21 protein-coding genes are annotated in these 17,669 nt (G+C 73.7%); 10 read left to right on the forward strand and 11 right to left on the reverse strand.

The genetic code is table 11. From position 1 onward, the window contains the following. Positions 1-172: 172 nt before the first annotated feature. Together B4U46_RS33110 and pgm are read right to left on the reverse strand one after the other, a co-directional pair. A complete protein-coding gene (locus tag B4U46_RS33110) occupies positions 173-475 on the reverse strand; it encodes a hypothetical protein (RefSeq protein ID WP_079431269.1) in 303 nt (100 codons plus the stop codon). Between the two features lie 125 nt (positions 476-600). After that, entirely contained in the window at positions 601-2,241 is a 1,641-nt protein-coding gene (gene pgm, locus B4U46_RS33115; RefSeq protein ID WP_079431270.1) for a phosphoglucomutase (alpha-D-glucose-1,6-bisphosphate-dependent), read from the reverse strand. Positions 2,242-2,422: 181 nt separating this feature from the next. Between pgm and B4U46_RS33120 the strand changes: the two genes are divergently transcribed. Beyond that, positions 2,423-2,692 carry a hypothetical protein gene (locus B4U46_RS33120; protein WP_079431271.1) on the forward strand — a complete coding sequence of 90 codons (270 nt, stop codon included), beginning with the start codon at positions 2,423-2,425 and terminating at the stop codon, positions 2,690-2,692. Positions 2,693-2,707: 15 nt separating this feature from the next. Here B4U46_RS33120 and B4U46_RS33125 read toward each other — a convergent pair whose 3' ends face one another. Next, positions 2,708-3,559 (reverse strand): LysR family transcriptional regulator, encoded by an 852-nt coding sequence (locus tag B4U46_RS33125; RefSeq protein ID WP_079431272.1) that lies wholly within the window; start codon positions 3,557-3,559, stop codon positions 2,708-2,710. A gap of 82 nt (positions 3,560-3,641) precedes the next feature. On the opposite strand from B4U46_RS33125, the gene B4U46_RS33130 reads away from it, so the two are divergent. Then, a complete protein-coding gene (locus B4U46_RS33130; RefSeq protein ID WP_079431273.1) occupies positions 3,642-4,151 on the forward strand; it encodes a cupin domain-containing protein in 510 nt (169 codons plus the stop codon). 37 nt (positions 4,152-4,188) lie between these two features. Here the strand turns inward: B4U46_RS33130 and B4U46_RS33135 are convergent, their stop codons facing one another. Both B4U46_RS33135 and B4U46_RS33140 read right to left on the reverse strand, forming a co-directional pair. Next, positions 4,189-5,466, reverse strand: coding sequence for a 3-hydroxybutyrate oligomer hydrolase family protein (locus tag B4U46_RS33135; RefSeq protein ID WP_107438371.1), 1,278 nt, complete (start codon positions 5,464-5,466; stop codon positions 4,189-4,191). A gap of 236 nt (positions 5,467-5,702) precedes the next feature. Further along, entirely contained in the window at positions 5,703-7,211 is a 1,509-nt protein-coding gene (locus B4U46_RS33140) for an alpha/beta hydrolase family esterase (protein ID WP_398907859.1), read from the reverse strand. 296 nt (positions 7,212-7,507) lie between these two features. On the opposite strand from B4U46_RS33140, the gene B4U46_RS33145 reads away from it, so the two are divergent. Beyond that, on the forward strand, positions 7,508-8,248 hold the full coding sequence (locus B4U46_RS33145) for a hypothetical protein (RefSeq protein WP_079431274.1): 741 nt from the start codon (positions 7,508-7,510) through the stop codon (positions 8,246-8,248). A gap of 57 nt (positions 8,249-8,305) precedes the next feature. Here B4U46_RS33145 and B4U46_RS33150 read toward each other — a convergent pair whose 3' ends face one another. Next, positions 8,306-8,932 (reverse strand): TetR family transcriptional regulator, encoded by a 627-nt coding sequence (locus B4U46_RS33150; RefSeq protein WP_079431275.1) that lies wholly within the window; start codon positions 8,930-8,932, stop codon positions 8,306-8,308. A gap of 100 nt (positions 8,933-9,032) precedes the next feature. Between B4U46_RS33150 and B4U46_RS33155 the strand changes: the two genes are divergently transcribed. The 3 genes from B4U46_RS33155 (at position 9,033) to B4U46_RS33165 (ending at position 10,415) form a co-directional block, all read left to right on the forward strand. After that, a complete protein-coding gene (locus B4U46_RS33155; RefSeq protein WP_079431276.1) occupies positions 9,033-9,224 on the forward strand; it encodes a hypothetical protein in 192 nt (63 codons plus the stop codon). Continuing rightward, positions 9,221-9,565, forward strand: a complete 345-nt coding sequence (locus B4U46_RS39545; RefSeq protein ID WP_079431277.1) for a DUF4190 domain-containing protein — start codon at positions 9,221-9,223, stop codon at positions 9,563-9,565. The genes B4U46_RS33155 and B4U46_RS39545 overlap by 4 nt, the downstream gene beginning before the upstream one ends. A gap of 115 nt (positions 9,566-9,680) precedes the next feature. Further along, the gene (locus B4U46_RS33165) at positions 9,681-10,415 is read left to right on the forward strand and encodes a hypothetical protein (protein WP_079431278.1); all 735 of its coding nucleotides are present in this window, start codon (positions 9,681-9,683) and stop codon (positions 10,413-10,415) included. A gap of 28 nt (positions 10,416-10,443) precedes the next feature. Here B4U46_RS33165 and B4U46_RS33170 read toward each other — a convergent pair whose 3' ends face one another. From B4U46_RS33170 to B4U46_RS33180, 3 genes are all read right to left on the reverse strand, one after another. Then, complete coding sequence (locus B4U46_RS33170) at positions 10,444-10,881, reverse strand: DUF2267 domain-containing protein (RefSeq protein ID WP_079431279.1); 438 nt, start codon at positions 10,879-10,881, stop codon at positions 10,444-10,446. A 90-nt stretch (positions 10,882-10,971) separates the two neighbouring features. Then, entirely contained in the window at positions 10,972-11,367 is a 396-nt protein-coding gene (locus tag B4U46_RS33175) for a DUF2267 domain-containing protein (protein WP_079431280.1), read from the reverse strand. Positions 11,368-11,495: 128 nt separating this feature from the next. After that, positions 11,496-11,924 carry an Hsp20/alpha crystallin family protein gene (locus B4U46_RS33180; RefSeq protein WP_079431281.1) on the reverse strand — a complete coding sequence of 143 codons (429 nt, stop codon included), beginning with the start codon at positions 11,922-11,924 and terminating at the stop codon, positions 11,496-11,498. A gap of 101 nt (positions 11,925-12,025) precedes the next feature. Between B4U46_RS33180 and B4U46_RS33185 the strand changes: the two genes are divergently transcribed. After that, positions 12,026-12,772 carry a hypothetical protein gene (locus B4U46_RS33185; RefSeq protein WP_398907856.1) on the forward strand — a complete coding sequence of 249 codons (747 nt, stop codon included), beginning with the start codon at positions 12,026-12,028 and terminating at the stop codon, positions 12,770-12,772. Between the two features lie 90 nt (positions 12,773-12,862). Next, positions 12,863-13,372, forward strand: a complete 510-nt coding sequence (locus tag B4U46_RS33190) for a hypothetical protein (protein ID WP_237293226.1) — start codon at positions 12,863-12,865, stop codon at positions 13,370-13,372. A 16-nt stretch (positions 13,373-13,388) separates the two neighbouring features. Here the strand turns inward: B4U46_RS33190 and B4U46_RS33195 are convergent, their stop codons facing one another. Next, the gene (locus tag B4U46_RS33195; RefSeq protein ID WP_079432164.1) at positions 13,389-14,801 is read right to left on the reverse strand and encodes an aminopeptidase P family protein; all 1,413 of its coding nucleotides are present in this window, start codon (positions 14,799-14,801) and stop codon (positions 13,389-13,391) included. Positions 14,802-14,949: 148 nt separating this feature from the next. Between B4U46_RS33195 and B4U46_RS33200 the strand changes: the two genes are divergently transcribed. Both B4U46_RS33200 and B4U46_RS33205 read left to right on the forward strand, forming a co-directional pair. Continuing rightward, positions 14,950-15,933 carry a helix-turn-helix domain-containing protein gene (locus B4U46_RS33200; protein ID WP_185117136.1) on the forward strand — a complete coding sequence of 328 codons (984 nt, stop codon included), beginning with the start codon at positions 14,950-14,952 and terminating at the stop codon, positions 15,931-15,933. A 228-nt stretch (positions 15,934-16,161) separates the two neighbouring features. Further along, positions 16,162-17,400 carry a G1 family glutamic endopeptidase gene (locus B4U46_RS33205; protein ID WP_079431284.1) on the forward strand — a complete coding sequence of 413 codons (1,239 nt, stop codon included), beginning with the start codon at positions 16,162-16,164 and terminating at the stop codon, positions 17,398-17,400. Positions 17,401-17,447: 47 nt separating this feature from the next. On the opposite strand, the gene B4U46_RS33210 is transcribed toward B4U46_RS33205, so the two are convergent. Then, positions 17,448-17,639, reverse strand: coding sequence for a hypothetical protein (locus B4U46_RS33210; RefSeq protein WP_079431285.1), 192 nt, complete (start codon positions 17,637-17,639; stop codon positions 17,448-17,450). Positions 17,640-17,669 lie beyond the last annotated feature (30 nt).

A 17,669-nucleotide genomic window follows, 5' to 3' on the forward strand; every position in this document is an offset into this window, starting at 1 on the left:
AGCTTCCCATCGGGATTTTCAGGGGATGCAGGTTCCCGGGCGTTCGCGGAATCCACCGGAATAGGCGCCTCCCAGTAGGTACTGGCACACATGCCCTGAGGACGGTCAACGGCGCTGTCGGGGCGCGTGACCGGGGACAGCTCGCCGAATGCTGCTCCGCCGCCGGGCCGGGTCAGCGGTGGCGCGCGGTCAGCTGGCCCTGGGCGTAGGGGTCGGCTTCGGGGGTGTACGGCCCGCCGTGACCGGCGAGGAGTCCGGTGATCCGGTGCCACTCCGCCAGAGCCGCCCGCAGGGGCGCATCGGCCTCGGCCGCGCTGTCGAAGGCGGCCTGGACACGCTCCAGCGCGGCCGCCGCCTGATGGTGGGTCATGCCGACGGCCTCCCTCCGTACCCGGTCGCGGGCCGCGACCTCGCCCGGAGACGGCTCGTGCGGCTCGAGTTCCGCCTCGACCACGGCCTCTGTTTCGTCGGACATGAAACCCCCTCTTCCGATTCCCGTGGCCGCTCCTGCCCCGAGGGCGGCCCGGCAACCACCCCGGACAGCACCCGAGGAGCGAGCGGCGCGCCGTGCGGCTCGCCCCATGTGCCCCCCGCTCCGGTTCAGGAGGACAGGGCGGCGGCAACGACCGAACGCGCCGCTTCCTGGACTTCGGCGAGGTGCGCGGGGCCCCGGAACGATTCTGCATAGATCTTGTACACGTCCTCGGTGCCCGAGGGGCGGGCCGCGAACCAGGCGTGTTCGGTGGTCACCTTGATCCCGCCGAACGCCGCCCCGTTGCCCGGCGCGCTGGTGAGCACGCCGGTCACCGCGTCGCCGGCCAGGGCGTCGGCCGTGACCTGCTCCGGGGACAGCCGGCTGAGGACGGCCTTCTCCTCCCGGGTGGCCGGTGCGTCGATGCGGGCGTAGGCGGGCGCGCCGAACCGGGCGGTGAGCGCGTCGTACCGCTCGGACGGGCTCTGCCCGGTGATCGCGAGGATCTCGGAGGCGAGCAGGGCGAGGAGGATGCCATCCTTGTCGGTGGTCCACACGGACCCGTCGCGGCGGAGGAAGGAGGCCCCCGCGGACTCCTCTCCGCCGAAGCCGAGAGTGCCGCCGGCCAGGCCGTCGACGAACCACTTGAAACCGACCGGGACCTCCACCAGTTCCCGGCCGAGGTCGGCGGCCACCCGGTCGATCATCCCGGAGGACACCAGGGTCTTGCCGATGCCCGCGGAGACCGGCCATCCGGCGCGGTGGCGGCAGAGGTAGTCGATGGCGGTGGCGAGGTAGTGGTTGGGGTTCATCAGGCCGCCGTCGGGGGTCACGATGCCGTGCCGGTCGGCGTCGGCATCGTTGCCAGTCGTGACGTCGAACCGGTCCCGGTCCTCGATCAGCGAGGCCATCGCGTACGGGGAAGAGCAGTCCATACGGATCTTCCCGTCCCAGTCCAGGGTCATGAACCGCCAGGTGGGGTCGGTCTCCGGGTTGACGACGGTCAGGTCGAGGCGGTGCTCCTCGGCGATGCGCCCCCAGTAGGCGACCGACGCGCCGCCGAGCGGGTCGGCGCCGATGCGCACGCCGGCCGCTCGGACGGCGTCCAGGTCCAGTACGGAGGGCAGGTCGCCGACGTACGCCCCGAGGAAGTCGTACCGCCCGGTGGCCGGGGCCGCGAGGGCCCGCGCGTACGGGAGCCTGCGGACCTCCTTCGAGCCGCCGGCGATGATCTCGTTGGCCCGGTCCTGGATCCAGCCGGTGGCGTCCGATCCGGCGGGTCCGCCGTGGGGCGGGTTGTACTTGAACCCGCCGTCACCCGGAGGGTTGTGCGAGGGAGTGACGACCACCCCGTCGGCCAGGGCGCCGGTGCGTCCGCGGTTGTGGGTGAGGATGGCGTGGGAGACGGCGGGCGTCGGGGTGTAGCCGTCCGCCGTGTCGATCAGGACGTCCACGTCGTTGGCCGCGAACACCTCGAGCGCCGTCACCCGGGCCGGTTCGGACAGCGCGTGCGTGTCGGCCCCGAGGAACAGCGGCCCGTTCACGCCCTGCCGGGCCCGGTACTCGCAGATGGCCTGGCTCGTCGCGGCGATGTGGTCCTCGTTGAACGCGGTGGCGAGGGACGACCCGCGGTGCCCCGAGGTACCGAAGCTCACGCGCTGGGCCGGATCGGCGGGGTCCGGGTGCAGGGCGTAGTACGCGGTCACCAGCCGGGACACGTCGACCAGGTCCTCCGCCCGCGCCCGCTGCCCCGCTCGCTCGTTCGACATCCTTCGCTCCTCCGTATCGCCGCTCCGGCCTCGTACCCACACGGCCTACCCAGTGGAGGCCCCTCCTATCAGTGCTTTTCATCACCTTCATCCGTATTCGGGTCGGCCGCGGGCCGCAGGCCGCGGACGTGGGGCGGCTCGATGTGGGTATACGCCACCGGTCGACGAAAGGAGCTGCGTCATGGACGGCGGCACACGGCACGAAGCGGAAGCGGCCGGCGGCATGGAGAAGAAGCGGCAGGCCCCCGGCATCGGCCGCGAGGAGCAGACCAGCGCCCACCCCGGCCCGGACCCCGTGCACCCCGAGGCAAGCAGGCTCGTTGGGGGCAGGACACCGCAGGGGCTCCGGGACCGGCAGGAACGGAACAAGGAGCGGAGCAAGGAGCGGAACAGGGGGCGGACCAAGGAACGGGACAAGGAAGGGAACGAGGAGCACGGACACGACTCGTAACCGCCCGCCCGCCCCTCACCCCCGGTACGCCGCCACGGCGATCCGGGCGAACTCCGTCACCAGCGGGTTCGTCTCGCCCCGCTGCCAGGCCACCACCACGGGGTTCGCAGCCATGCCGGCCAGCGGCACCAGGACCAGCCCCTCGGGTGGGGCGTGCCCGAGCGGGGCCAGGCCGACGGTCCCGTTCCACCGCACGACCTGAAGGCACTCCTGCACCGCCCGGACGACGGGCCCCTCGCGCTCCTCGCCACCGTTCCAGTAGGCCTGCCAGAGCGGATCGGTGCCCGGGGGGAACCGGAACCAGCGGCGGCCGGCCAGCTCGGGCAGCTCCAGGCGGGCCCTCCCCGCCAGCGGGTCGTCCGCGCGCAGCAGCACCCCCACGGGATCGGCGCGCAGCTCACGCACCGTCAGACCGGTCCGGTCGAACGGCCCGCGGGTCAGGGCGACGTCGACGAGCCCGGCCCGCAGCCCGCACGTCGGATCGGCCAGGCCGGTCTCGCGGACGCGGACCTCCACACCCGGATGGCGCCGCCGGTACGCGGCGGCCAGCCGGCGGGCGCCCGGGTCGGCCTGGTCGCTCAGCATGCCGACCGTGAGGGTGCCGGCGCCGGCCACGGCGGCCACCCGCACCCGCGCCCGCTCGGCCCGCTCCAGCAGGGCGCGCGCCTCGTCCAGCAGCGCCGCCCCGGCCGCGGTGAGCGCGACGCCGCCGGCCGAGCGGTCCAGCAGGACGGCCCCGACGTCCGCTTCGAGCCGCTTGACGGCCCGGCTCAGCGGCGGCTGGCTCATGTGCAGCCGGGCGGCGGCCCGGCCGAAGTGGAGCTCCTCGGCGACGGCGACGAAATAGCCCAGCGTTCTCAGCTCCATGACCGGCCACGATACCCAGCCGGTATCGGGACCCTCCAGACGGTATTGGACGGGCACCGGGCCCCGGAGCTGCAATCGGAACATGACAGCACACGCACCTGCCGGACACCCCGGGGCCGACCCCGCCGTGTCCGTGGTCCTCCCCGGCCAGGGAGAGGAGATCGTCCTGGGCACCACCGTGATGCGCATCCTGGAGGACGGCGGCACCACGGGGCACCGCATCGGATTCGCCGAGTCCGTCCTCGCCCCGCACACCCCCGGACCGCCGCAACACCGCCACGCCGAGCACGACGAGGGCTTCTACGTCCTCTCCGGCACCGTGCGCTTCACCGTCGGCCCCGACAGCCACGACGCGCCCGCCGGCACGCTCGTCGTGGTCCCGCCCGGCGCCCCGCACACCTTCGCCAATGTCACCGACGAGCCGGCCGTCATGCTCAGCACGTTCACCCCCGGCCGGTACGCACAGTACTTCCGCGACCTCCAGGGCATGCTCGCCGGCGGACACCCGCTGACCCCGCAGGCGCACGTCACCGCCATGGCCCGCTACGCCACCCGCCCCGCCCCCGAATTCCCCGCCGCCCCGCCCACCTGACGCCCGGACCGGCCCCCGGGCCCGTCCGGATCCGCGGCTACGCGGTGAGCGGGCAGCTCGTGAGCGGATCCTCGCCGGCGGGGGGACGCGGCAGCGTGCGGCCGGCCGGCGGCGGCACACCGCGGCCGAGCCAGGTTTCCAGGGCGGCCAGGGCGGAGCGGTGACACGGGACGAGGGGACGGAGCTCGCCGGGGAAGGCGTCGAACAAGGAGTCGACGTGTGTTCCTCCCTCGATCCGGTAGTACCGCAGCAGAGGGCCGCGGCCCGCGTCGGCGACCATCCGCGCGTACACGTCGGAGTCCTGACTGATGGGCAGCAGGACGTCCAGCGTGCCGTGCAGCGTGATGAGGGGCTTGCCGATGCGGCCCGTCAGCGAGATCTTCGCCACCGCCTCGTGAACGCTCCCGGGCCGCAGGCGGTAGTCGTAGTCCGCGTCGCAGGCGGGGGTGCCCGGCGCGCAGAACGGGGTCCCCGCCTCCTGCCGGCCGTCATAGCCGGGGTCCAGCTCCTCGCGGTAGATCCGCTGGGTCAGGTCCCAGTAGTACTGGTGGTGGAAGGGCCACAGGAACTCCGATCCGGCGGGGAATCCGGCGGCGAGCAGCTCCTGGCGGGCCTGCTCCGCCCCCGCGCCTCCCGCGGCGTAGCGGGGGTAGGCGGCGAGGGCCGGCGGCAGGAAGGTGAGCAGGTTCGGCCCCTGCTCCCGCCAGAGGGTGCCCTCCCAGTCCACGCCGCCGTCGTACAGCTCGGGATGGTTCTCCAGCTGCCAGCGCACCAGGTAGCCGCCATTGGACATACCGGTGGCGAGGGTGCGGGAGGGCGGCCGCAGGTAGCGCTGGGCGACGACGGCGCGGGCCGCGCGGTTGAGCTGCGTGACCCGTGCGTTCCACTCGGCGATCGCATCCCCCGGTGCTTTGCCGTCGCGGTAGAAGGCGGTTCCCGTGTTGCCCTTGTCGGTCGCCGCGAAGGCGTATCCGCGGGCCAGGACCCAGTCGCCGATGGCCCGGTCGTTGGCGTACTGCTCGCGCACCCCGGGCGAGCCGGTGACGACCAGGCCGCCGTTCCAGTGGTCCGGCAGGCGGATCACGAACTGGGAGTCGTGGTTCCAGCCGTGATCGGTGTTGCCGGTGGAGGAGTCCGGGAAGTATCCGTCGACCTGGATTCCCGGTACGCCGCTCGGCACGCTCAGACCGGCCGGGGTCAGCCCCGCCCAGTCGGCCGGGTCGGTGTGCCCCGAGGCGACGGTCCCGGCCGTGGTCAGCTCGTCCAGGCAGGCCGGGACCTGGAGTTCGGCTCCGGGCACCTTCAGCCGCGACATCCCGGCACAGTGACCGTCCGCCGGGGCCGCCGCGCCGCGGTCCCCGGCGGCTGCGGGCCCCGCGGCGAGGGTCACCAACGCGGCCGCCGCCGCGAAAGCCCTGCGCAGCGGGACGAAGCGTGAGCCGCGACGGGGCCGGGGCCGGGGTCGTGGTGGTCGTTGAGCCGCCGGTGCGCAAAGGTGCACGGGTACCTCCTGCGGGCCGTGTGTGTGGGGGAGGGGTCAGGGGAGGGGAATCAGGGGCAGGCGCCGTCGGCGAGGACGAAATATCCGGCCGGCGACTCCTTCAGGGTGTGCGTGGTGAAGGTGTTGTAGAGGCCCATGTCCTGGTGCGAGCCCTTGGCGTAGGCGTGACCGCCGTCCGTGGTGGCGCGTCCTGCCCGGACCTGCTGGTAGTTGTCCGCCGTCCAGCACCTCGGTGACACGCCCGTGGTCGAGGCGCTGATCCCGGCCGAGCGGGCCCCTTCGGCGCCGGCGCCGTCCCGGGCCGCCACGCTGTAGGTGTGGGTGCTGCCCGGGCTCAGACCCGTGTCGGTGAACGGGGGCCCGCCGGGCGTCGCGATCCGGACCCCGTCGCGGTACACCGCGTACGAGGCGGCTCCGCCGACGCCGTTCCAGGCCAGGGTGAGCGAGGTGTCGGTGGCACCGGTGAGGGACAGCCCGCCCGGGGCGGGCAGGTCCCCGGCCCCCGGACCCGAGCCGTCCAGGCCGAAGAAGCCGGTGATCCAGTAGCTGGAGCAGACCGACCGGATGAAGTGGGCCGTCCCCGTGGCGCCGCACTGCTGGGGGCCCGTTCCCGGGTCCACCGGCGTGCCGTGCCCGATGGAGGGCACCCGGTCCACCTCGACGGCCACGCTCCCGTCGGCCGCCAGGTACTGCTCGCGGCGGGTCCCGTCCGGGCCGATGGTGGAGGTGCGGTCCGGGACCTGGCCCAGGCCGTGCACGGCGGTCCACTGGTCGCGCAGCTCGTCGGCGTTCGCCGGGACGACCGTCGTGTCGCGGTCCCCGTGCCAGACGGCCACCCTCGGCCAGGGCCCGCCGTAGCCGGGATGGGCGTTCCTGACGCTGTCGGCCCAGACCGCCGGGGTGCGGTCCACGCCCGGATTCATGCACGTGTAGGCAGCGGCCACCGTGCCGGCGCAGTCGTAGGGGATGCCTGCGACGACGGCACCGGCCCGGAACACGTCGGGGTAGGCGGCGAGCAGCACGGCGGTCATGGCACCGCCGGCAGAAAGCCCGGTGACGTAGACGCGGGCCGGGTCGGTCCCGTAGCCGGCCGCCACCGCCGCGACCATCTGCCGGATCGAGGCGGCCTCGCCCTGCCCGCGGCGGTTGTCGCCGGGTTCGAAGAAGTTGAAGCACCGGTTGCCGTTGTTGGCCGGCGTGGTCTCGGGGAACACGAGGAGGAAGTGGTACCGGTCCGCGAACGTGCTCAGCCCGGAGTTGTCGGCGTAGACCTGGGCGCTCTGCGTACAGCCGTGCAGCGCCACCACCACGGCCGCGTTCCGGGGCAGACCGGCGGGCCGGTAGACGTACATGTTCAGCGCACCAGGGTTCGGCCCGAAGTCGCCGGCCTTCTCCAGCGGGACGGCGGCCCGGGCGGCCGGAGCGGGGGTGACGAGCACCGCCCCCGCCGCCACGGCCACCGCCGCGGCCACCGCGGCCGTCCGCCCGCGCCGCTGCCCGCGCCGGCCCCTCGCCCCGGCGGAAGACGCCCGCCGCGGCCGTGTCTCACGCATGAACATGGCGGCTCCCTGTACGGATACGGAGGAACACAGGACCGACTCGATCGCCGGACCGCGGAGCCGGCCGTCCATCCGCGCAGGTGGACGCGGCACCGGGGCGTCCTTGACCGTAGGCGCCGCGTCCACCCCCGGAGAATGGTGCGGCGGTCCACATGCCCCGGTACAGCCTGTATGCCCAGCCCGTTGCACCGAAGGGGCCGCACCTGCTACCGGCGCCCGGCCCGCGGCGTGTCCTGCGCCCTGGCCGTTCGCTAACGTGGGGCCCGCCGGAGAAGCCGCCCGACGGAAAAGAACACATGCACCTCCTTGAGGACCACCACCCCGGTCTCTCGCCGCTCGCCCGCAAGCTGCTCGAGCGCACCGGCCGCCGCCAGGAGCCGGCAGGCCCCCGGACCCCGACGGAGTTGCTGACGGTCCCCGACCGCACCGGCACCGGCCGGCGGGTCCCCGCCCCGCTGGAGCTGGTGACCGCTCGTGAGGGCTTCGCGCAGAGGCTCGGCGGGCTGCGCTACACGGTCCGGCGCAGCACTCCGGGAGTCCCCGGCGAGCAGCGGGAAAGCGCCTCGGAGTGGAACTGGGACCTGGGTACGGCCGTGTGGCCGGATCCGGCGGGGGGCTGGTACTTCGAGTGGACCGGAGAGCTCGTCTCCAGCCCCGTCCGCTACCTCGCCCACACCGACGGGCGCGTGGGAGTGGAGGCCGGCGACGGAGTGTTCCGGGAGATCGCCTCCTCGACGACGCACCTGATCGAGTCCCACGCCGTCATGGACGCGGTCGCGGGATGGGACCCCTGGCCGATCGAAGCCGACGGCCACGCCGTGGCCGGCCGACTGGACGGCCTCACCGAGGTCGCCGAAGCGTCGGGGCCGATGCTGGGGTGGAGGATGTCCGACGTGGTGGCCGTCATGGAGTTCCGCGAGTGGAGCAACCAAGTGCCCCGTGCGCCGAGGGCGTTCATGTGGTCCCGCGGCGAGGAGGGCCGGCGCCGCCTGCACGACGCCACACGCGCTGCCCGCCCCGGCGGCCGCGACTGCTGAGCGGTACCCGCCCGCCCGCCCCCGCCGCGCCGGCGCCCGGTGGCCATCCCCGGCGGGTCACGCCCTCCAGTGCGCCCGCCCCAGATGGATCAGCCGGAGCTGGGCCCGGGCGGTGGCGGCGGCGGCCGACCACTCCTCGCCCCGCAGCGAGGCCGCGAGGAACGCCGACGCCGTCATGAACATGTGGTCGACCAGCAGCCGGGCCAGCATCCGCACGTCGTCGGGAGTCCAGCCGGCGCCGCCGGGATCCGCACGCAGGACGGCACCGATCTCGTCAGCGAAGGCGTCGAGTTGGGCGGCGATGGCCTCGCGCACCGCCGGGACCCCGCCGTGGCGCTCGCGGACCAGGAAGCGGACGTGCCCGGGCCTGCTGCGCACCAGCGCGGCGACCAGCCGCACCGCGGCGTCGCCGCGCCGCTCGGCGTCACCGGTCGCGGCCAGCATCCCCCGTACCGTCACGTGCAGGCTGGCCAGGGCCTCTTCGACGAGTGCGGTCCCGAGTTCGTCCATGCCCCGGAAATGCCGGTAGAAGGCGGTGGGGGAGACGCCGGCGGCCCGGGTGACCTCCCTGAGGCCCAGGCTGCCGAGGCTGCGCTCCTCCAGCTCCGAGAGGGCCGCGTCGAGCAGGGCCCGTCGGGTGCGGCGGCGCTGCATCTCGCGGACTCCGGTGGTGTGCAAGGTCATGACGCGCAGTCAAGCGCGTCACACTCGCGCTGCGCCAGCATGAAGCCAATTAGACTGGGTAGTCAGTGCACAACTGTTACCTGAATGGAAGGACGAAACCATGCTCTTCCTCGTAGGTGCCCTGCTGGTGCTCGGAGTCGTGCTCGGTGCCGTGGTCCACGTCCCCGTGCCCGTCAGCGTGGGCGCAGGCCTCGCCATCGCCCTGTGGCTCGCCGTGTTCGCCGCCCGCGAGCGGTTCTCGGGCCGCCGCCGCCCCGCGCGGGCCGGCCGGGTGCACGGGGGTGCGCGGTGAACACGCGGACCGAAGACAAGCGCCGTGCCCGTGCCGAAGCGGCTCCGCACTCCCGCTCCCGCGACCGGTCGCAGGCGGGCGCCCGGGGCGCGGCCCCCGCCCGTGCCCGGCGCGACGCCGATGCGATGGCCGTGACGGCATTCGTCCTGGGCCTCGTCGGACTGCTCGTGACGAACCTGCTGCTCGGCCCGGTCGCCGTCGTCCTCGGCGTCGTCGCCCTGCGTCGGCGCACCCGCAGGCCCGGCCGCGCCCGCCTGGGCATCGCCCTGGGCGTGGCCGACCTGGTCGTCCTCGCCTGCCTCGTCACCGCCGACGGGACGTGGTCGTGGAGCCTCGCCTGACCGTGCCGGTGCGCGGGGCATACGCTCGGGAACGCGGCGGGCCCCGCGGACGTCGGACGTTGCAGGGAGCGATCTCTTTGTAGACACTTCACTACCGGGTGAGGAGGAGGAGCCGATGAGCGCGGCCCACGAGGCACGGCCATGGCCGGACGAAGTCAGCGTCGACAACGCGAGGACGACGCTGCTGCAGCTCCTCGCCCGGGCGGGGGTCCCCTCCGGTGACGCGCGCCAGCTGATCGGGCTCGTCGAGGCGGGCGCCCTGGCTCTCGCGCACGCGGAACTCGACGGCGCCGGCCGGACCGTCCCGGGGGACAAGGGCGAGGAGTACCGGTCGGGCTGGCTCGACGGCGCCGAGGCCCTGCTGGAGGAGCTCGGCGCCGTGGCCGAGCGCACCCTGGCGGGGGTCACGGGACCGGAGGGGGACCAGGGCGGGGCCGGTGGGCACCCCCGGGCCCGGCGGATGGAAGTGGAGCGGGCCAAGGTCGCGCTCACCCCCCTCTACCTGTCGTTCACCCCGGCTTCGGAGCTGGACCCGGAGGTGACCGAAGAAGTGCTCGTCGCCGTCCTCGGGACGATGAGCCCCCGGGAGCGGGCCGGCTACGCCGGACGGCTGACGGAGTTCGCCGCGCTCCACCGCAGCCGGCTCGAGCGGCTGTTCGCGGCGTACGGACCCGACAGCGCCACCGTGGTGCACGGCCGCTACTCCCTCCTCCACTCGGTGACGAGCATCGCCGTGCTGGAACGGCTGATCGCCTCCCCCGGGGCGCTGCGGGAGCAGTGGGAGGCCGCGGAGCTGCCGCCGGCGTGGCTCGACGGACTGACGACCGCCTGGACCGCCGCCCCGGCCTGAGCCTCACAGCCGGCTCGTCCCTCTCCGGTCACCCTGGCCGGACGGCGAGTTCGGCCTGTCCGAAGAGCAGGGCGTATCCGCTGGGGAGGGTGCGCAGGATGCGCGTGAGGAGGTCGGGGCCGGCGATGCGGGCCACGACGGCGAGGACGGCACCGGTGTCCCAGCGGGCGACGGCCTGGCTGGTGCCGGTGCGGGAGGCCAGGTCTTTGACGAAGCCCCAGCCGGTGAGGGTGTCGAAGGCGGGGACCTGGGTGGTCAGGGTGAGGGCGGCCTCGGCGGGGAGCCGGGCGGCGAGGTCGACGCGTTCGTCCCCGGTCAGTCGTCGGCCGAGCCCGGCCAGGACGTGGTGGACCGCTTCGGCCGCGCGCCCGGTGTCGGGGTAGGCGCCCTCGTAACGCACGGCTTCCAGCATCTGCTCGTACGTCATCACCGGCGCGGGCCGGTGGAGTTCGGCCTGGTCGAACATGGTGTCTGGCTCTGCCTTTCGTATCAGCGCCTTCCGGTGGGCAGGGCTTCGGAGCCGCAGGCCCACGGGGCGCGGCGGACGGGGAGGGTGTCAGTCGGAGCGGGGGCGGCCGAAGAGGAGGTCGTAGCCGGGCGGGAGCTGGAGGAGGACGCGTTGCAGCAGTTCCTCGTCCACGGCGTCGGCGACGGTCGACAGCACGGCGCTGACGTCCCAGCGGGCGGTGTTCTCGGTGGCCCCGTCGATCCACGCGGCGGTCGCGCGGACGAACCGCCGCGCGTCCAGGGGCTCGTGCGCGGGCAGGGGGTTGAGCAGGATGAGCGCGTACGTCTCGGGCAGGCGGGCGGCCACCCGCGCCCGGTCCTCCCCGACGAGGTGGGCGCCCAGGAGGGCGAGGACCACCCGGGCGGCACGGTCGGCCTCCGCGCGGGAGGTGTATGCGCCGCGCTCCTGAATGTGCTCGATGAAGGCGTCCCAGCGCAAGGTCATGGCGCGTGCCTCCGCAGGTGGAGCGTCCTGTAGCGGGTGCGGGCGGCGCCGGGAGGCAGAGGGGGAGGGGGACGTCCCTCCGCCTCCCGGCCGACCGCGGGGTGCCCTGGGGCGGGCCGCCGGAACGGTCAGCTGCTGATCTGCTTGACGCTGCCGTCGCCGATGGCGATCTTGCGCGGCTTGGCGCGCTCGGCGATGGGGATCCGCAGGGTCAGCACGCCCGCTTCGTAGTCGGCGGAGATGTGCTCGGTGTCCAGGGTGTCGGCCAGGACGATCTGCCGGGAGAAGACCCCGAGCGGCCGCTCGGAGAGCTCCATCTGGGCCTGCTCCGACTTCGCGGTCGGCCGGCGCTCGGCCTTGACGGTGAGCATGTTCCGCTCGACGTCGATCTCGATCGCGTCCTTGGCCACGCCCGGGATGTCGAAGGCGATCACATAGGCGTCGCCGTCGCGGTAGGCGTCCATCGGCATCGCCGACGGCCTCGACCACGTACCCGGTCCCATCATCTGCTGGGTGAGGCGGTCGAGCTCACGGAAGGGATCGGTGCGCATCAGCATGGGAACCTCCTGATGTGTCTGCAAAGGGTGCCAGTGCGCTTCAGGTACCACTATTGTAACATGTCATCGAAACGATGACAACCCGATCTGGCATCCAATGGATGACGCGTCGGACTGCCCGGCGGTCATCACCAGGTCCCACAACCTCCGGAGGCGCCGTGCTCCCGCCCCCTGCATCCGACGAGGCCAGGCCGCCCGGCCCGCCCTCTTCCTTCTTCGCGGCCGCGGCGGCGCTCGGCGCGATAGACCGGGCCATGGCAGGCGCCCACGCGCACGACGCGGACGTGCCGGCCGACCCGGCGGCCGCCCTCGCCGCGCTCCTCCTGCTGCGCGAGGTCCGCGAACGGCTCGCGGGCTGGGAGTCCGGCCTGATCGAGACCGCCCGGGACGCCGGCGCCAGCTGGGCCGACCTCGCCGGCCCGCTCGGCGTCGCCAGCCGCCAGGCCGCCGAACGCCGCTACCTCCGGCTGCGGCCCGGCGCCGCCGGCAGCACCGGCGAACAGCGCGTGCAGGCCACCCGAGACTCCCGTGCCGCCCAGCGCACCGTCGACGCCTGGGCCCGCGACCACGCCGCCGACCTGCGCCAGCTCGCCGGCCAGGTCACCGCGCTGGCCGACCTCGCGGCCCCGGGCTCGCCCGGGCGCGCCTCGCTCGGAGAGGTCCGCGAAGCGCTCTCGGGCAGCGACCCGGCCGACCTGCTCGGCCCGCTGGCCGCCGCCGGACCGCACGTCCGCCCCGACGACCCCGCCCTCGCGGACCGGATCGACGTCCTGGTGCGCAAGACCGACGGGCTGCGCCGCAGCAGCGACCGCCGCCGCAACCCCGCTTCAGGCGCCGACGGCCCCTGAAGCCGGGGCACCCGGGGCACCCGGGGTGGCCGGCCGGCCCCGGGGTGTTGCTCCGCCGGCCCGCCGCGGCCGCACCCTACGGTGGGTCCCGTGGCGGAACGGGTGGCGGACGCGGTGGGTACGGCGACGGTCACGGCGCACCTCAAGGAGCGGCTCTACGCGACGATCACCATGATCTCCGTCGTCATCGGCCTCGCGGGCACCGGTCATCCGGACGCCGCCGGTGCCGCGGCCACGGTCGCGACCGCCGCAGTGGGCCTGTGGCTGGCCGCGCTCGTCGCCGACCAGCAGGCCCACCGCGTCACGCACGGCGCCCTCGCCCGGGGACGGGACCTGCGCGTCATGCTCTTCGTCAGCAGCCCCCTGCTGCTGTCGGCCGTGGGCCCGCTCCTCCTGATCGGCATCTCGGCACTGGGCGCGATGGAACTGAGGACGGCGCTGTACACGGCGGCCGGGGTCAACGTCGCCACCCTGTTCGGGTGGGGCTGCTACGGCGGCATCCGGATGGGCGGAGGAACGGCCCTTGCCCTGCTCGCCGGTGTGATCGACGCGGCGATCGGAACGGCCGTCGCGGTGGTCAAGGCCGCCACCGGCCACTGACGCCGCCGGCCGCCGGTCAGCCCGCCACGCGGGCCATCCACGCCTCGACCTCGTCCGCCGAGCGCGGCAGGCCCGCGGACAGGTTCTCGTGGCCGTCGGCCGTCACCAGCAGGTCGTCCTCGATCCGGACGCCGATGCCGCGCCACTCCTCGGGCACCGTGAGGTCGTCCGGCTGGAAGTACAGGCCCGGCTCCACGGTGAGCACCATGCCCGGCTCCAGCACGCCCTCGACGTACTCCTCGGTGCGGGCCTGGGCGCAGTCGTGCACGTCCAGGCCGAGCATGTGGCCGGTGCCGGCCATCGTGAAACGGCGCTGCAGACCCAGCTCGTACGCGCGGTCCGCCGGGCCCTCGATGAAGCCCCACTCGACGAGCTTCTCCGCGAGGTACCGCTGCGCCGCCACGTGGAAGTCGCGGTACGCGGCCCCCGGCTTCACGGCGGCGAAGCCCGCCTCCTGGGCTTCGTACACCGCCTCGTACACCCTGCGCTGCACGGGCGTGAACGTGCCGTCGACGGGCAGGGTGCGGGTGACGTCGGCGGTGTAGAGAGTGTGGGTCTCCACACCGGCGTCCAGCAGGAGCAGGTCGCCGGGACGCACCGGCCCGTCGTTGTCGGTCCAGTGCATGATCGTGGCGTGCTCGCCCGCGGCGCAGATCGAGCCGTATCCGACGGAGTTGCCCTCCAGCCGTGCCCGGCGGAAGAAGGTGCCCTCGATCCACCGCTCGGAGGAGGCGACCGCCCGCGAGAGCTCGCCGACGCAGTCGGTGAAGCCGCGCACGGTGGAGTCGACCGCCTTGCGCATCTCGCCGATCTCCCAGTCGTCCTTGACGAGGCGGAGCCCGCTCAGCGCCTCCTCCAGCTCGGCGTCGCGCCCGGCGTCGGTGGTGACCGCGGCCTCCAGGGCCGGGTCGACGCCGCGGACGATGCGCGTGGGCACGTCGGGCGCGGCCGCCAGGTCGCCCACCGCCGTGCGGACGTCGCGACAGGACAGCCCGAGCACGCGCTCCGACTCGGCGAGGGAGCGCCGGCGGCCCATCCACAGCTCGGCGGTGTAGCCCAGCCAGAACTCGTCGGTGTCCCGGCCGTCGCGCGGCAGCAGGTAGCAGGAGGCGTCGTGGCCGCCGTCCGGGCGGGGTTCGAGGACGAGCGCGCCGTCGCGGGCCCGGTCCCCGGTCATGTGGACGTAGCCGGAGTACGGGCGGAACGGGTAGGGGTCGTCGTTCGAGCGGGTCTTGAGGTTGCCGGACGGGACCACCAGCCGCTCGCCGGGGAAGAGCGCGGAGAGGGCGGCGCGGCGCAGGGCCGCGTACGGGGCCTGCCCGTCGGTCGGGAGGTCGTGCCGTTCGGTGTCCGCCCAGCCCGTCTTCATCAGAGCGGACAGTTCCTCGGAGATCTCCGAGTAGAGGCCGTTCTTGCGACCGTTCGCCACGTCGTGCACCTTCTTCCGGACGGTTTCGGCTGCCGGGAGCCCCCGGCGATGCCCGGACGGTACTGCGGCGGCACGTCCTCCGGAGGCCCTGCCGTGCCAGTGGCACCGATCGGCCACAGCCACCCCCTGGTCGTCGATAATGCGGTGCATGGCGAACGCGAAACTGGACGAGGCCCTGCGGATGCTGGGGATCGGCCCCGCAGCGGGCCGCGTCTACCGGTCACTCCTGGAACTGGCCCCCGCCCCGCTCGCCGAGCTGCGGCGGGCGGCCGGGCTGGAGGCCACCGCATTCGCCAGGGCGTACGGGGAGCTGGTGGACGCCGGGCTGGCCGCCGCCGCCGAGGAGGGCGCGGACGTGGCGGCGCCGGTCCCTCCCGCCGCCGGCCTGGAGATCCTGGCCAGGCGCCGCGCAGCCGAGCTGGAGGCCTCCCGCATCGCCGTGGGCGGCGCATTCGAATCGTTCCGCCGCCGACGGCTCACGGCCCGCGACGACAACCTGGTCGAAGTCGTCACCGGTGACGCCGTCGGCCCCAGGCTCCGCCAGGCCTGGGCCAGTGCCCGCGAGCAGATCCGCCAGCTCGAATCGCCGCCCTACGTCCCGCAGACCGAAGCCCTCGACGACGCGCTGGCGACCCTCGCCCGCGGAGTGACGCAGCGGGTCGTCTACTCGAAGGCGTCACTGGAGGTGCCCGGGCGGCTGGAGACGGCCATCGAGCCGTGCATCGAGGCGGGCGAGCAGGCCCGGGTGGCGCCGACCGTCCCGGTCAAGCTGATGATCATCGACGAGGCGTACGCGCTGGTGTCCCTGTCGATCAGGGAGGCCGACGTGCACAACACGACGCTGGTGGTACAGCCGTGCGGCCTGCTCTCGGCCCTGGTCGCCCTGTTCGAGCAGACCTGGCAGCAGGCCCTGCCCTTCCACGGCCGCGCCACCCGCCCGGCCGGCCTGCCGCCGGCCGACCGCCGCCTGCTCCGCCTCCTCGCCGGCGGCGCGGGCGACGAGGTCATCGCCCGCGAACTGGGCATCAGCCGCCGCACCTTCTTCCGCCGCCTGCAGATCCTGATGGCCCGCCTGGGCGCCGAAAACCGCTTCCAGCTGGCCCTCCAGGCCCAGCGCAACGGCTGGCTGTGACCCACGGGCCGACCCAGGCCTGCCGCGCCCGGCCGGCCGGACGTTCCCGGGAAGGCCGCAGCACCCGGACGGCCCGTCCGGATACAGGCGCGCGGCCGGAGGCGCACGCCCCGTCGACGCCCCGGTGCGCCGAGAGGAAGACATGGCCGCCGGCAGCCAACGCCCCTACCGTCCCGGTAGCCGGGGTACGGACACGCGCCCCGGAGGGACGCGACGCGAGGGGGGCCGGTGTACATCCAGGCACGACGGAACAAGGCGTTCGAACGGCGGCACACATGGCACCTGTTCCTGGTGGCAGCGCTCGTCGCCACGCTGCTGACCGGCTTCGCCGGCCGGGCGTCGGCACTGCCGATCGGCACCGTCGGCGACGCCGGCTTCGAGGAGCAGAACAGCCGCGTCATCTCCGCTCCCTGGTCGGGCGAGGGCCCGGACTACAAAGGCATCGACATCGATCTCGGCTACCAGAAAACCGGCCGGAAGAACGCGTTCATCCGTACCTCGAGCCGTAACTGGAACGCCGTCACACAGAGGGTTTCCGTCAAACCCCAGACCGTGTACTACCTCGAAGGCTGGGTGCGCACCTCCGGGAACTACACCACCGGCTACTTCGGAGCCCGAGGAACGAACGGCCGCACGATCGTCCAGAAGAACTACGGAAAGGTCATCAGCAACGGCGCCTACCAGTTCCTGCGCATGGCCTTCAACTCCGGCACCAACACCTCCGTCACGCTCTACGCGGGCTACAACGCCCCCGGCACCGACTCCTGGGTCCAGATCGACGACATCTCCCTGGCGGACAGCCCGTACAGCAACTGGGCCGGCTACCTGGTACCCAGCAGCCCGGTCAACGCCGCGCCGCGCGCCGTGACCGCGGTGTGGACCGAACCCGCCTTCAGCTGCCGTCAGGAGAACCCCGACAACCAGCTCAGCGTCTGGGTGGGTCTCGACGGGTTCGACGCAAGCTCCACGGAAAGCCTGGTCCAGGTCGGCGTCCACGCCACCTGCCTGGGCGACCTCTACCCCGAGCACCGGGCGTTCTGGGAGGTCGTCAACGCGGGCGTCGACACGCGCGAACAGCCCGTCCCCATGCTCGTGCAGGCGGGAGACCGGATGTCGGCTTCAGTGGTCCGCAGCACCGCAGACCCCGCCGACTACATCCTCACCCTCGACAACCTCTCACGCCCAGGGCAACGCCAGACCCTGACCAAGAAGGCTCCTGCGGCCCGTTCGGAGAGCGCCGAGGTCGTCGTCGAGCGTCCGCACGTCTTCACGCTCGGTTCGACCTGGCCGCCGGCCGTCAACGTTCCGTTCTCCTACGTCACCGTCGACGGCGCGCCGCTGTCCGCCTACGACGCGCTTCCCCTTCAAGCACGCCAAAACGACACCGGGACCGTGTACAGCCCCTCGCCGGCCACCACGGACAGCGGCGGCTACAGCAACTTCACCCTCACCTCCCACCAGGGATGACACGCCGCCCCGGGCCTGAACGCCGCCGGTGTCTGCGGGGATCCGTGTCAGCGGGCGTGGTGCCGAAAGCCCCGCTGGTGGGGGAGGTCCGTCAGGCTGCGCGCACGGGCACGGCCGCCGGTGACCCGGCGGCGTCGGTTCGGGGAGGGATTTCGCCGCGCCGGGGCGCTGGGGGCCAGGGCCAGCAGGGCGACGAGGGTGAGGGCGGCGACGAGAATGAGCACGGTGACGAGGGCCATGTTCCCTTCCTTCCGTCGATTCTGACTTCC

It is taken from the genome of Streptomyces katrae (assembly GCF_002028425.1).
In the GTDB taxonomy this organism is placed as follows: domain Bacteria; phylum Actinomycetota; class Actinomycetes; order Streptomycetales; family Streptomycetaceae; genus Streptomyces; species Streptomyces katrae_A.